The sequence below is a fragment of the Acidovorax sp. AC410 genome (assembly GCF_979253235.1).
Genome location: NZ_CEEDCG010000001.1, coordinates 2,912,216 through 2,925,673 on the forward strand (window position 1 = coordinate 2,912,216; position 13,458 = coordinate 2,925,673).

A 13,458-nucleotide genomic window follows, 5' to 3' on the forward strand; every position below is an offset into this window, starting at 1 on the left:
ATGGTCGGCGTGGCCGTCGCCCATGTCCCAGCCAGCGTATGCACCCGATGCCTCTTTTGCAATGACGACCAAGAACTCCTTTGAATCCTGGCTGCCCAAGCTGGTCGTGGCACCCGCCTTCGTGCTGGGTTTTGCCTTCATCTACGGCCTGATGGTGTGGAACGGCGTGCTGAGCCTCTCCGCATCGCGCATGCTGCCCAACTACGAATGGGCGGGCCTGGCGCAGTATGAAAAGCTCTGGGAGATGGACCGCTGGTGGGTCGCCCTCAAGAATCTGGGCATCTTCGGCGTGGGCTACGTGGGTGGCTCTCTGGCCATCGGCGTATTGCTGGCCGTGCTGCTGGACCAGAAGATCCGCGCCGAGGGCGCGCTGCGCACGATCTACCTGTACCCCATGGCGCTGTCCTTCGTGGTCACGGGCACGGCCTGGAAGTGGCTGCTCAACCCGGGCCTGGGCATCGAGAAGATGGTGCGCGACTGGGGTTTCCCCAATTTTGAATTCGGCTGGCTGGTGGATACCGAGATGGCCATCTACTGCGTGGTGATCGCCGGCATCTGGCAGAGCGCGGGCTTTGCGATGGCGCTGTTCCTGGCCGGCCTGCGCGGCATCGACGACAGCATCATCAAGGCCGCGCAGGTCGATGGGGCCTCGCTGCCGCGCATCTACTGGCGCATCGTGCTGCCTGCGCTGCGGCCGGTGTTCTTTTCGACGCTGATGGTGCTGTCGCACCTGGCGATCAAGAGCTTCGACCTGGTGATGGCGCTCACGGCCGGCGGGCCCGGCTATGCCACCGACGTGCCCGCAACGTTCATGTACACCATGTCGTTCTCGCGTGGCCAGATCGGCCTGGGCGCGGCCAGCGCCACCATGATGCTGGCCACCGTGGCCGCCCTGGTCATTCCCTACCTGTACAGCGAATTGCGCAGCAAACCCCATGACCGCTAAGCCCTCCCTTTCCCTTCCGTGGGCCGCCTGCTGGTCTATGCGGTGCTGGCCCTGGCCACCGCCTTCTTCCTGCTGCCGCTGTACGCGATGCTGGTCACCTCGTTCAAGGATGCCGAGGAGATCCGCAGCAGCGCGCTGCTGGCGCTGCCTGCAGCGCTCAACCTGTCTTCCTGGAGCACGGCCTGGTCCAGCGCCTGCACAGGGGTCGATTGCAACGGCCTGCGCCCCTTCTTCTGGAACTCGGTGGCCATGGCCGTGCCGGCCGTGTTGATCTCCACCGTCTGGGGCGCGCTCAACGGCTATGTGCTCAGCCTGTGGAAGTTCCGCGGCAGCGATGCGCTGTTCGGCATGCTGCTGTTCGGCGTGTTCATGCCCTTCCAGGTGGTGCTGCTGCCCATGAGCCAGGTGCTGGGCTGGCTCGGGCTGTCGAGCTCCATCACGGGCCTGGTGCTGGTGCACTGCCTGGCGGGCCTGGCCGGCACCACGCTGTTCTTTCGCAACTACTACGCGGCCATCCCGAAGGAACTGGTGAACGCGGCGCGCATGGATGGCGCGAGCTTCTTCCAGATTTTCTGGCGCATCGTGCTGCCGCTGTCCACGCCCATCATCATGGTCACGCTGATCTGGCAGTTCACCAACATCTGGAACGACTTCCTGTTCGGTGTGGTGTTCTCGGGCACCGACTCCAAGCCCGTGACGGTGGGCCTGAACAACCTGGCCAACACCAGTTCCAGCGTGAAGGCCTACAACGTGGACATGGCGGCCGCCATCATCGCCGGCCTGCCGACCATGGTGATCTATGTGCTGGCGGGAAAATTTTTCGTGCGCGGGCTGACGGCCGGTGCGGTCAAGGGTTAAAGAGGTTAAGCAATCATGGCGTCTTCATTGGATATCGCAGGCATCAACAAGCGTTTCGGCAAGGGTGACAAGAGCGTGGAGGTGCTGCGCAAGATCGACATCCATGTCGCACCGGGCGAGTTCCTGATCCTGGTGGGCCCCTCGGGCTGCGGCAAGTCCACGCTGCTGAACATCATCGCGGGGCTCGATGAGCCGACCGAGGGCGAGATCCGCATCGCCGACAAGAACGTGGTGGGCATGCCCCCGCGCGACCGCGACATCGCCATGGTGTTCCAGAGCTATGCGCTGTACCCGACGCTCAGCGTGGCGGACAACATCGGCTTTGCGCTGGAGATGCGCAAGATGCCCAAGCCCGAGCGCAAGAAGCGCATCGACGAAGTGGCTGCCATGCTGCAGATCACCCACCTGCTGGACCGCCGGCCCAGCCAGCTGTCGGGCGGTCAGCGCCAGCGCGTGGCCATGGGGCGGGCCCTGGCGCGCCAGCCGCAGCTGTTTTTGTTCGACGAGCCGCTGTCCAACCTGGACGCCAAGCTGCGCGTGGAGATGCGAGCCGAGATCAAGCGCCTGCACCAGGCCAGCGGCATCACCAGCGTCTACGTCACGCACGACCAGGTCGAGGCCATGACCCTGGGCTCGCGCATCGCGGTGATGAAGGGCGGCGTGGTGCAGCAACTGGGCACACCCGACGAGATCTACAACCACCCGGCCAACACCTATGTGGCGACCTTCATCGGCTCGCCCACCATGAACCTGCTGCGCGGCACGCAGGCGGCTGGTCACTTTGCCATCCAGGGGGTGTCGCTGGACCTGGCCGCACCGCAGGCCATACCCGAGGTGATGCTGGGCGTGCGCCCCGAGCACCTGGTGATGCAGGACAGCTCGCCCTGGCGCGGCGAGGTCAGCGTGGTCGAGCCCACGGGCCCCGACACCTATGTGATGGTGGACACCGCCGCCGGCAGCATGACGCTGCGCACCGATGCGCAGACGCGCGTGAAGCCCGGTGACCGCGTGGGCCTGGCCGTGGAGCCTGCGCACGCGCATTGGTTCGACACCGGCACCGAGCAGCGCATCGCCTGAGCCCGCAAGGCGGCAACCCCCGCCTGCCTTCGGCCTCGCTGCATGGGGGCTTTGACCCGGCTGCTTTCGGCGTTCTGGGTTAAAAACCTGTCTGTGTCGGCTCTGCCGTTTTCAGCCATCCACTTCCGGGTGAGCGGTCCGTTGCCTTGTGGTGGACGCTGCCCCTTCGACCATGCCCGCAACACGCCTTCTCGCCGACATCGGCGGCACCAACATCCGGCTGGCCTGGCAGGCCCCGGGCGACGACACCCTGTACGACACGCGCGTGCTGCAATGTGCCCAGTACCCCACGGTGGACGATGCCATTCGCACCTACCTGGCCGAGGTGGACATCGCCGCACCGCAGGAGGCGGCCTTCGGCATTGCCAACCCGGTCACGGGCGATGCCATCCGCATGACCAACCACAGCTGGAGCTTTTCGCAGAAGGCGGTGCGCGAGGCCTTCGGCTTTGCGCGGCTGGTGGTCATCAACGACTTCACTGCGCTGGCCCTGGCGCTGCCCTTGCTCACGCCCGACCTGCTGCGCCAGGTGGGCGGCGGCCAGGCCGTGCCGGGTGAGGCCATCGGCCTCGTGGGCGCGGGCACCGGCCTGGGAGTCTCGGGCCTGGTGTTTCCGCCCCACTCGCCGGCCGGCGTGCCGCTGTCGGGCGAGGGCGGGCACGTCACGCTGGCGGCCGACACGCAGCACGAGTTCGACGTGCTGCGCGTGCTGCACGAGCGCTACGGCCATGTGTCGGCCGAGCGCGCCGTCTCGGGCGCGGGCCTGGTGGACCTGTACCACGCGGTGCGCACTGTGGCGCACGCCGGTGGCACTGAGGTCAGCTCGGCCGCGCAGGTGACCGAGATGGCCCTGCAGGCCAAGGATCCGCTGGCACTGCAGGCGCTGGACCTGTTCTGCGGCTTTCTGGGCAGTGTGGCGGGCAACCTGGCGCTCACGCTGGGCGCGCGCGGCGGGGTGTACATCGGCGGCGGCATGGTGCCGCGCCTGGGCGAATGGTTCGACCAGTCCTCCTTTCGCCAGCGCTTTGAGGCCAAGGGCCGCTTTGCGCCGTACCTGGCGTCGATTCCTTGCTGGATCATCGACCCGAGTGCCACCCCGGCGCTCTACGGCGCCTCGCGCGCGCTCGACATCGCGGGTGTCTGAGCATGGCCAGTGCGCCATCGCCGATGTTTGCGGGCATGCACCACGTGGCCCTCATCGGCTCGGACTACGCACGCTCGAAGCGCTTCTATACCGAGGTGCTGGGCCTGGCCGTGGTGAACGAGACCTACCGCGTCGAGCGCCGGTCGTACAAGCTCGACCTCGCGCTGCCCGATGGCACGCAGATCGAGCTGTTTTCCTTTCCCGAGGCGCCACCCCGCCCCTCCTACCCCGAGGCCTGCGGCCTGCGCCACCTGGCGATGCGCGTGGGCGACCTTGAGGCCAGCCTGCGGGCCCTGGCCGCCCACGGCGTCGCAGCCGAGCCCGTGCGCCTGGACCCGTTCACGGGTTGCCCCTTCACCTTCATTGCCGACCCCGATGGCCTGCCCATCGAACTGGTGGGGCCGCTGCCGGAATAGGCGATCTCCCACTCCAAGAAAAATGCCGCCCAGGGGTTCCCTCGCGGCATTTTTCTTGGGCGCATTGTTTTCAAAACCGGAACAGTCAGTTCGCGACTGGGTGGTTTTTCTTTGGACCCCTGCGGCGTACAGTTCAACCCATCGATGAGCCGAACCCGCAAGGCGACTCACCGAACCCGGTTCGAAATGGTTTTGTCCCGGTTTTATTGAGACGCTTTTTTATCTTCAAGGAATTCATCATGAACACGACCGCACGCTTCCTCTCCATCGCCGCTGTTGCCGCTTTCGCTTCTTTCGGTGCCCAGGCCGACGAAGCCGATGCTTCGCAATTCGCCACGAAGTTCGACACCAACCGCACCCGCGCCGAAGTGGCCGCTGAAGCCGCTACCGTGGCCCAGACCCGCAGCATCGAGCCTGCTGGTTCGCGTGTCGTGACCTACAAGTCCACCGCTGACCGCGCTGCCGTGCGTGCCCAGGCTGCTGATGCTGTGCGCACCGGCCAGATTTCTTCCGGCGAAGTCGGCGCCCTGTAAGCAGCCCCGGATTGAACTGACCCCCTACCCCCAATCAAATCAAGAATCGAGATCACCATGAACAAGACCGCACGTTTCCTGTCCATCGCCGCTGTGGCTGCTTTCTCCGCTTTCGGTGCCCACGCTGACGAAGCCGACAGCTCGCAGTTCGCCCTGAAGTTCGACACGAACCGCACCCGTGCCGAAGTGGCTGCTGAAGCCGCTACCGTGGCACAGACGCGCAGCATCGAGCCAGCTGGTTCGCGCGTTGTGACTTACAAGTCGACGGCTGACCGTGCTGCCGTGCGTGCAGCGGCTGCCGAAGCCGTGCGCCTGGGCCAGATCCCTTCGGGCGAAATCAGCTCGATGTAAAGAATGCGGGCCTTCCCATGGTGGTGGTATCTCACGGTCGTGGGTGCCGCCACCATGTGGAAGTGTTTCCCCCAAATGCCCTGCGACGGCATGAATGACAAAAGGCTCCTTTGGGAGCCTTTTTCGTTGTGGGGCAGCGCGAAGAGCGCCGGAGGTCAGACCTCCTCGCTCCAGCAATAACCATCGCGCGCGATCATCGCGCTCGCGGCGCTAGGGCCCCAGCTGCCGGCCGTGTAGGGCCGTGGGCCCAGTGCATCGTTGCGCCAGTGCTGCAGGATGGGTTCCACCCAGCGCCAGGCTTCCTCTTGCTCGTCGCTGCGCACGAAGAGGTTCAGGCGGCCGGCGATCACGTCGAGCAGCAGGCGTTCGTAGGCGCCCACGCGCTCGGTGCCGAAGCGTTGGTCGAAGTCCAGGTTCAGGTACACCTGCGACAGGGCTGGTTCGGTCTGGTGCTGCGCGGCGCCCTGGGCCATCAGGTGCAGCTCCAGCCCGTCCTTGGGCTGCAGGTTGATCACCAGGCGGTTGGCCGCGCCGGCCGAGGTGCGGAAGATCGGGTGCGGCACGGGCCGGAAGTTGACCACGATGTGCGCATCGCGCCCCGCCAGCCGCTTGCCGGTGCGGATGTAGAAGGGCACGCCGGCCCAGCGCCAGTTGGAGATCTCGGTGCGCAGCGCAACGAAGGTCTCGGTGGTGCTGCCGGCGGCCACGCCTTTTTCCTGCAGGTAGCCGGGCACGCTGGCACCGTGCGTCTTGCCGGCCACGTACTGGCCGCGGATCACGTGCTGGCCGATGGTCTCCACGCTCCAGGGCTTGAGCGACTGCAGCACCTTGAGCTTCTCGTCGCGGATGGCGTTGGCGCTGGCGTTGATGGGCGGCTCCATGCCGATGGCACACAGCAGCTGCAGGGCATGGTTCTGCACCATGTCGCGCAGGGCACCGGTCTGGTCGTAGAAGGCGCCGCGTGTTTCCACGCCCAGCTCTTCGGCAATGGTGATCTGGATGTTGGCGATGGTCTCGCGCCGCCACAGGGGCTCGAACAGCGCGTTGCCAAAGCGCATGGCGAACAGGTTCTGCACCGAGGGCTTGCCCAGGTAGTGGTCGATGCGAAAGACCTGTTCTTCCTTGAGCACGCGGCGCAGCGTGTCGTTGATGGCCTGGTTGGAGCGCAGGTCGTGGCCCAGGGGCTTTTCGAGCACCACACGGGTGGTCGGGCCGTTCAGGCCCACGGCGGCGATCTGCTCGCAGACATTGGTGAACAGGCTCGGTGCCGTGGCCACGTACATCACCACCGACTCGGCATTGCGCTCGTGCAGCATCTCCGCCAGGCGGGCATAGTCCTGGGTTTGCGACAGGTCCATGCGCAGGTAGTGCAGCAGGGCGCCGAAGCGTGCGAACTCGTCGGGGGTGGGGCGCTTGGCCAGGTCCACGCCATCGAAGCGCGAGTGGATCAGGCTGCGGTATTGTTCATGGCTGAGCTCGTCACGGGCCACTGCGATGATGCGGCCCCCTTCGGGCAGCGTTCCGTGGCGGAACGCCTGGAACAGCGCCGGCATGAGCTTGCGCCAGGCCAGGTCGCCGGTGCCGCCAAACAGGACAAGGTCAAAACTCATGGGGTCTCCGTATCAGTGCATTTGTGTAATCGCGTGTGGCTCGAAATTGTAATCACGTTACATCGTTTTGTGTAGGACAGCAGAGCAACTGGCGTTCCAAGCTGTGTCTGCAACAAAAAAGTACCAGGCTGTTTTGGTAATCAAGTTACTATTTCGCCGTTTTCCATTTTCCCGTCCAGGTAGCTCTCCATGTCCCTTCGTTGTGACCAGACTCCCCAGTGGCCCGCGCTGCAGGCCTTGTTCCAGGCGCAAGGGCGCGCATTGGACCTTCGGCAGGCCTTCGCCGAGGATAGAGAGCGTTTCTCGCACTTCAGTCAGGCCGCCCCCGAGGTGTTCGCCGACCTCTCCAAGAACCTGTGGGACCGGCCCACCGAAGCCCTGTTGCTGGGAATGGCCGAGGGCTGTGGCCTCGCTGCGCAGCGCAATGCCATGTTCGCGGGCCAACCCATCAACCACACCGAGGGCCGTGCCGTGCTGCACACGCTGCTGCGCCGCCCCCTGGGCCTGGCGCTGCCCGGTGATGGCTCCGATATCGCGCACAAGCTCGCCGAGGTGCATGGCACACAGAGCGCCATGCTGCAGTACGCCGAACAGGTGCGCAACGACGCGGCGATCACCGACGTGGTCAACATCGGCATCGGCGGCTCGGACCTGGGGCCGCACATGGCGGTGCTCGCGCTCGATGCGTTCCGCGCGGCCGGCAAGCGCCTGCACTTCGTCTCCAATGTGGACGGGCACGAACTGCATGGCGTGCTGCAGGGCGTGAAGCCCGAGAGCACGCTGTTCCTCATCGCCTCCAAGACCTTCACCACGGCCGAGACCATGGCCAATGCGCGCTCGGCGCTGGCCTGGTTCGGCGCGCAGGGCGGCACCGATGTGGCGCGCCACTTCGCGGCGCTGACCACCAATGTGGAGGCCGCAGGTGCCCTGGGCATCACCACCACCTTCGGCTTCTGGGACTGGGTGGGGGGGCGCTATTCGCTGTGGTCGGCCATCGGCCTGCCGATTGCCATTGCCATCGGCGCAGCGGGCTTTCGCGAGCTGCTGGCTGGCGCGCATGCCATGGACGAGCATTTCCGCACCGCGCCGCTGGCTGCCAACCTGCCGGTGCGCCTGGGCCTGCTCGACATCTGGTACCGCAATTTCCACGGCTTCACCAGCCGCTGCATCGCGCCTTACCATGCCTCGCTGGGCCGGCTGCCGGCCTACCTGCAGCAGTTGGAGATGGAGAGCAACGGCAAGCGCGTGGGGGCCGACGGGCAGGAGCTGCCCTATGCCACCTCGCCCGTGCTCTGGGGCGAGCCCGGCACCAACGGCCAGCACGCCTTCTTCCAGATGCTGCACCAGGGCACCGACGTGCTGCCGCTGGAGATCGTGGCCGTGCGCCAGGCGGCGCACCCGCTGCCGGGCCACCAGGACAAGCTGCTTGCCAACGCCCTGGCCCAGGCCCAGGCGCTGATGGTGGGCAAGGCCAGCCCCGAGGACGGGCACCGCCACTTTCCGGGCAACCGGCCCAGCACCTTCCTGTTGCTCGACTCGCTGACCCCGGCCTCGCTGGGTGCGCTGATCGCGCTGCAGGAGCACCGCGTCTTCGTGAGCGGCAGCCTGTGGGGCATCAACAGTTTCGACCAGTGGGGCGTGGAGCTGGGCAAGGTGCTGGCGCGCGACCTCGAATCCCGCTTGGCTTCGGGCGATGCCACGGGACTCGATGGCTCCACGGCGGGGCTGCTGGCGCGCCTGCGCGGCGGCTGAGCCGCAGCGCAGCAGCGTTAATTGCATTTCACAACGAGGCGCTTCGAGGCGCCCAGGCCGCACGCCGCGGCCCAACGAGGAGACAAGCCCATGACTGCACCGCAGCCGCCCGATTTCCGTTCGCCCGCATTCCTGCACGCGCACATCCGCCAGACCATGGCGTTCTACGAGCCCGTGGCCACCGATGCGGGCGGCGGCATGTACCACTTCTTCCTCGACGACGGCACCGTCTACGACGAGCGCACGCGCCACCTGGTGAGCGCCACGCGCTTCGTGGTCACGCATGCCATGCTGTTCAAGACCACGGGCGAAGCGCGCTACCGCCACGGCATGGAGCATGCGCTGCAGTTTCTGCGCACCGCCTTCCTCGACCCGGCCACCGGCGGCTACGCCTGGCTGATCGACTGGCATGGCGGCCACGCCACCTTGCTCGACGCCACGCGCCACTGCTATGGCATGGCCTTCGTGATGCTGGCCTATGCGCGTGCGCACGAAGCCGGCGTGCCCGAGGCGCGGCAGTGGCTGGCCGAGGCTTTCGAGACTGCCGAGCAGTATTTCTGGCAACCGGCCGAGGGCCTTTATGCCGACGAAGCCACGCGCGACTGGGCGCTGTCGGACTACCGCGGGCAGAACGCCAACATGCATGCCTGCGAGGCCATGATCTCGGCCTTTCGCGCAACGGGCGAGCAGCGCTACATTGAGCGTGCGGAGCAGCTCGCGCAGAACATCTGCCAGCGTCAGGCGGCGCTGGCGGGCGGCTGGGTGTGGGAGCATTTCCGCGCCGACTGGTCGGTGGACTGGGACTACAACCGCCACGACCGGACCAACATCTTCCGCCCCTGGGGCTACCAGATCGGCCACCAGACCGAATGGGCCAAGCTGCTGCTGCAGCTCGACGCGCTGGCGCCCGCGCCCTGGCACCTGCCGTGCGCCCGTTTTCTGTTCGATGCCGCGCTGGACAAAGGCTGGGATGCGACCCATGGCGGCATCGTCTACGGCATGGCGCCCGACGGCAGCATCTGCGACCACGGCAAATACCACTGGGTGCAGGCCGAGAGCATGGCCGCCGCCGCCGTGCTGGCCGTACACACCGGCGAGCCGCGCTACTGGGACTGGTACGAGCGCATCTGGGCCTACTGCTGGCAGCATTTCGTCGACCACGAGCACGGCGCCTGGTTCCGCATCCTCGACGGCCGCAATCGCAACCACACGCGCGAGAAGAGCAACGCCGGCAAGGTCGATTACCACAACATGGGCGCCTGCTACGACGTGTTGCTGGCGCTGGGCGCGCAGCGCGCGCCCTGAGCGCGGTCTTACAGTGCCGCGCTGGCCTGGAAGAAGTTCACGGGCAGGCCCGGCACCTCGACGTGCAGGCTGAACAGCGAGCCCGCCGGGATGGCGGCATCCAGTTCCTCCTGCGGCCGCCCGGCGCGCGCCGAGGTAATGTACAGCGTGCGCAGGTCCTCACCACCAAAGCAGACCATGGTGGGGCACTGCACGGGCACGGCAATGCGCTGCAGCAGCTGGCCCGCGGGCGACAGCTGCAGCACGCAGGCACCCTCGTACATGGCGACCCAGTAGTTGCCCTGCACGTCCACAGCCGCGCCGTCGGGGCGACCGCCGTAGGGCTCGCCCGCCACCTTGGGCGGGAAGGTCGCCCACGGCGCACGGCTTTCGATGCTGCCGGTGGCGGCATCGAACGCAAAGCGGTCGATGCGGTGCTCGGGCGTGTTCGACCAGTAGAGCCAGCGGTCGTCCGGGCTGAAGGCCAGGCCGTTGGCGGTGAAGTTGTCGCCGGCCATCTTCTGCACCCGAAAGCCGCCCGGTGCTGCCTCCAGCCGCCACAGTGCCGCGTCGGGCGCGGTGCGCGGGCTGATCACCGAGCCGGCCCAGAACCGTCCCGCCGAGTCACAGCGGCCGTCGTTCAGGCGCAGCATACGGGTGTCGTGTACATGGGGGGGCAGCAGGGCCAGACAGGTGAGGGCGCCGCTGTTGGTATCGAGCAGGTAAAAACCGTCCCGTAACCCGATTACTATTTTTTGACCACCCGCCGGCGCGCAGCAGCCCGTCTCGGAAGGCATCTCCCAGGTGCGCAGGCGTCCACTGGACGGCTCCCAGGCATTCACCCGCTTGCCTTGGATGTCACACCAGTAAAGGGATGTTTCATGGGGGTGCCAGAACGGTGATTCGCCCAGTTCAGAAGGGGGCAAAGGCAGGGTCTGCAGGGTCATGGGCTTGATCCGGGGTGGTTATCGAGTTACATTCTAGAGGCTCTAACCGGAGCCGTTGTCTCTTTCCCCACTACCCCAAATCCACCCCCGATGGAGCATCCCATGCATTCAGTCGTAGCGCGCGTGACGGCCCGCATCATCGAACGCAGCAAGGACACCCGCGCCGCCTACCTGGCCACGGTCGACGCAATGGTCCAGCGCAAGCCCCCGCAGGACCGCATGGGCTGCGCCAACTTGGCCCATGCCTATGCGGCGCTGCCGGGCTCCGAAAAATTCAAGGTCACGGTCGAGAAGGCGCCCAACATCGGCATCGTCACGGCCTACAACGACATGCTGTCGGCCCACCAGCCCTACCAGAGCTACCCGGCGCTGCTGCGCGACGAGGCCGCGCGCCACGGCGCCATGGCCCAGGTGGCCGGCGGTGTGCCCGCCATGTGCGATGGCGTGACGCAGGGCACGCCCGGCATGGAGCTGTCGCTGTTCTCCCGCGACGCCATTGCCATGGCCACTGCGGTAGCGCTGTCCCACGACGTGTTTGATGGCGTGCTGCTGCTCGGCGTGTGCGACAAGATCGTGCCGGGCCTGTTGATCGGCGCGCTGCACTACGGCCACCTGCCCTGCGTGTTCGTGCCCGCCGGCCCCATGGGCTCGGGCCTGCCCAACAAGGACAAGGCCAAGGTACGCGAGCTCTACGCGCAGGGCCTGGTCGGTCGCGACGAACTGCTCAAGGCCGAGTCGGCCGCGTACCACAGCCCCGGCACCTGCACCTTCTACGGCACGGCCAACAGCAACCAGATGCTGCTGGAAGCCATGGGCCTGCACGTACCCGATGCGGCGTTTGCCCCACCGGGTACCGGCGAGCGCGAGGCGTTCACGCGCCAGGCCATGCGCACCGTGCTCGACATCGGCAAGCGCGGCAAGCGCTTCACGCCCATCGGCCATCTGGTGGACGAGCGCTGCATCGTCAACGCCATGGCCGCGCTGCTGGCCACGGGCGGCTCCACCAACCACCTGATCCACTGGGTGGCGATCGCGCGCAGCGCCGGCATCCTGATCGACTGGACCGATTTCGACGACCTGTCTTCCGTGGTGCCGCTGCTGGCCCGCGTCTACCCCAACGGCGATGCCGATGTGAACCAGTTCCAGGCCGCGGGCGGCCCGCCCTGGATCCTGCGCGAACTGCTGGCCAACGGCCTTATGCATCCCGACGTGCTGAGCGTGAACGAGGGCGGCATCGCGGCCGGTGGCGCGCCGGCGCCCGCCACTTCGGGTGACGAGGCCGTGCTGCGCCCAGTGGCCAAGCCCTTCTCGCCCACCGGTGGCCTGCGCCTGCTGCAGGGGCGCCTGGGCCGTGCCGTGATCAAGGTTTCGGCCGTGCCGGAAGACCGCCACATCATCAAGGCGCCTGCGCGCGTGTTCGACTCGCAGGAAGAGCTGCTCGCGGCCTTCGCTGCGGGCGAAGTGCAGCAGGACATGGTGGCCGTGGTGCGCTTCCAGGGCCCGCGTGCCAATGGCATGCCCGAGCTGCACAAGCTCACGCCGCCATTGGCCGTGCTGCAGAACCAGGGCTTCAAGGTGGCGCTGGTGACCGACGGCCGCATGAGCGGTGCCTCGGGCAAGGTGCCGGCCGCCATCCACGTGACGCCCGAGGCGCTGGGCGGCGGCCCGCTGGCCAAGGTGCGCGACGGCGACATGCTGCGTGTGGACGCCGTGGCCGGTACGCTCGATGTGCTGGTGGACGAGGCCGAGTGGGCCGCGCGCACCCCCGACGAATGCAAGGCGCCCGCAGCCACCGGCTTCGGGCGGGAACTGTTTGCCAACTTTCGCCGCCATGCGGGCGGCGCTGAACAAGGAGCCTGTACATGGCTGTGAATGCCTCCACCCCCGCCCTGAATCCCCTCGATATCGCCAGCTACGGCCCGGTGATCCCGGTCATCGTGATCGACCGTGTCGAAGACGCGATCCCGCTGGCCGAGGCCTTGCTCGCCGGCGGCGTCAAGGTGCTCGAAGTCACGCTGCGCACGCCCGCAGGCCTGCCCGCCATCGAAGCCATCGCGCGCCAGTTGCCCGAGGCCGTGGTCGGCGTGGGCACCGTGCTCAATGCCGAGGATGCACGCCGCGCCAGCGAGGCCGGTGCCCGTTTTGCCGTGAGCCCGGGCTACACCTCGGCGGTCGGCTCGGCCTGCAAGGGGCTGAACCTGCCCCTGCTGCCGGGCGTGGCCACCTCCAGCGAGATCATGCAGGCGCTGGCCGACGGTTTCCAGTTCCTCAAGCTGTTCCCGGCCGAGGCCGTGGGCGGCATCCCGCTGCTCAAGTCCTGGGCCAGCCCGTTCGGCCAGGTGAGCTTTTGCCCCACGGGCGGCATCACCAACGCCACGGCGCCCAACTACCTGGCGCTGCCCAATGTGCGCTGCGTGGGCGGGTCTTGGCTCACGCCCGCTGACGCCGTGCGCTCGGGCGACTGGGCGCGCATCACGCAACTGGCCCAGGCCACGCAGGCGCTGAAATGACCTGAACGGCGCGCACCATAAAAAAAGCCC

General features: G+C 67.0%; 13 protein-coding genes. 11 read left to right on the forward strand and 2 right to left on the reverse strand.

The genetic code is table 11. The annotated features are described in order from the left end of the window. Nucleotides 1-61 precede the first annotated feature (61 nt). From AC0IZS_RS13550 to AC0IZS_RS13580, 7 genes are all read left to right on the forward strand, one after another. Nucleotides 62-946 (forward strand): carbohydrate ABC transporter permease, encoded by an 885-nt coding sequence (locus AC0IZS_RS13550; RefSeq protein WP_057266202.1) that lies wholly within the window; start codon nucleotides 62-64, stop codon nucleotides 944-946. An 18-nt stretch (nucleotides 947-964) separates the two neighbouring features. Further along, nucleotides 965-1,804, forward strand: coding sequence for a carbohydrate ABC transporter permease (locus tag AC0IZS_RS13555; RefSeq protein ID WP_471636091.1), 840 nt, complete (start codon nucleotides 965-967; stop codon nucleotides 1,802-1,804). A 15-nt stretch (nucleotides 1,805-1,819) separates the two neighbouring features. Next, a complete protein-coding gene (locus AC0IZS_RS13560; protein ID WP_471636092.1) occupies nucleotides 1,820-2,881 on the forward strand; it encodes an ABC transporter ATP-binding protein in 1,062 nt (353 codons plus the stop codon). 172 nt (nucleotides 2,882-3,053) lie between these two features. Further along, the gene (glk, locus tag AC0IZS_RS13565) at nucleotides 3,054-4,025 is read left to right on the forward strand and encodes a glucokinase (RefSeq protein ID WP_471636093.1); all 972 of its coding nucleotides are present in this window, start codon (nucleotides 3,054-3,056) and stop codon (nucleotides 4,023-4,025) included. Between the two features lie 2 nt (nucleotides 4,026-4,027). Further along, on the forward strand, nucleotides 4,028-4,441 hold the full coding sequence (gloA2, locus tag AC0IZS_RS13570) for an SMU1112c/YaeR family gloxylase I-like metalloprotein (protein ID WP_471636094.1): 414 nt from the start codon (nucleotides 4,028-4,030) through the stop codon (nucleotides 4,439-4,441). Nucleotides 4,442-4,680: 239 nt separating this feature from the next. Further along, the gene (locus AC0IZS_RS13575) at nucleotides 4,681-4,974 is read left to right on the forward strand and encodes a DUF4148 domain-containing protein (RefSeq protein ID WP_471635633.1); all 294 of its coding nucleotides are present in this window, start codon (nucleotides 4,681-4,683) and stop codon (nucleotides 4,972-4,974) included. A gap of 57 nt (nucleotides 4,975-5,031) precedes the next feature. Further along, the gene (locus AC0IZS_RS13580) at nucleotides 5,032-5,325 is read left to right on the forward strand and encodes a DUF4148 domain-containing protein (protein ID WP_471636095.1); all 294 of its coding nucleotides are present in this window, start codon (nucleotides 5,032-5,034) and stop codon (nucleotides 5,323-5,325) included. 155 nt (nucleotides 5,326-5,480) lie between these two features. Here the strand turns inward: AC0IZS_RS13580 and zwf are convergent, their stop codons facing one another. Next, nucleotides 5,481-6,935 (reverse strand): glucose-6-phosphate dehydrogenase, encoded by a 1,455-nt coding sequence (zwf, locus tag AC0IZS_RS13585; RefSeq protein WP_471636096.1) that lies wholly within the window; start codon nucleotides 6,933-6,935, stop codon nucleotides 5,481-5,483. Nucleotides 6,936-7,124: 189 nt separating this feature from the next. Here zwf and pgi point away from each other — a divergent pair, with 189 nt between their 5' ends. Together pgi and AC0IZS_RS13595 are read left to right on the forward strand one after the other, a co-directional pair. After that, the gene (gene pgi / locus AC0IZS_RS13590) at nucleotides 7,125-8,687 is read left to right on the forward strand and encodes a glucose-6-phosphate isomerase (RefSeq protein ID WP_471636097.1); all 1,563 of its coding nucleotides are present in this window, start codon (nucleotides 7,125-7,127) and stop codon (nucleotides 8,685-8,687) included. A 90-nt stretch (nucleotides 8,688-8,777) separates the two neighbouring features. Beyond that, entirely contained in the window at nucleotides 8,778-9,992 is a 1,215-nt protein-coding gene (locus AC0IZS_RS13595; protein ID WP_471636098.1) for an AGE family epimerase/isomerase, read from the forward strand. Between the two features lie 8 nt (nucleotides 9,993-10,000). On the opposite strand, the gene AC0IZS_RS13600 is transcribed toward AC0IZS_RS13595, so the two are convergent. Continuing rightward, nucleotides 10,001-10,918, reverse strand: coding sequence for an SMP-30/gluconolactonase/LRE family protein (locus AC0IZS_RS13600; protein WP_471636099.1), 918 nt, complete (start codon nucleotides 10,916-10,918; stop codon nucleotides 10,001-10,003). Nucleotides 10,919-11,020: 102 nt separating this feature from the next. Between AC0IZS_RS13600 and edd the strand changes: the two genes are divergently transcribed. Both edd and AC0IZS_RS13610 read left to right on the forward strand, forming a co-directional pair. After that, nucleotides 11,021-12,790 (forward strand): phosphogluconate dehydratase, encoded by a 1,770-nt coding sequence (edd, locus tag AC0IZS_RS13605; protein WP_471636100.1) that lies wholly within the window; start codon nucleotides 11,021-11,023, stop codon nucleotides 12,788-12,790. Further along, nucleotides 12,781-13,428, forward strand: coding sequence for a bifunctional 4-hydroxy-2-oxoglutarate aldolase/2-dehydro-3-deoxy-phosphogluconate aldolase (locus AC0IZS_RS13610; protein ID WP_471636101.1), 648 nt, complete (start codon nucleotides 12,781-12,783; stop codon nucleotides 13,426-13,428). Before edd ends, AC0IZS_RS13610 begins: the two co-directional genes overlap by 10 nt. Nucleotides 13,429-13,458: the final 30 nt, after the last annotated feature.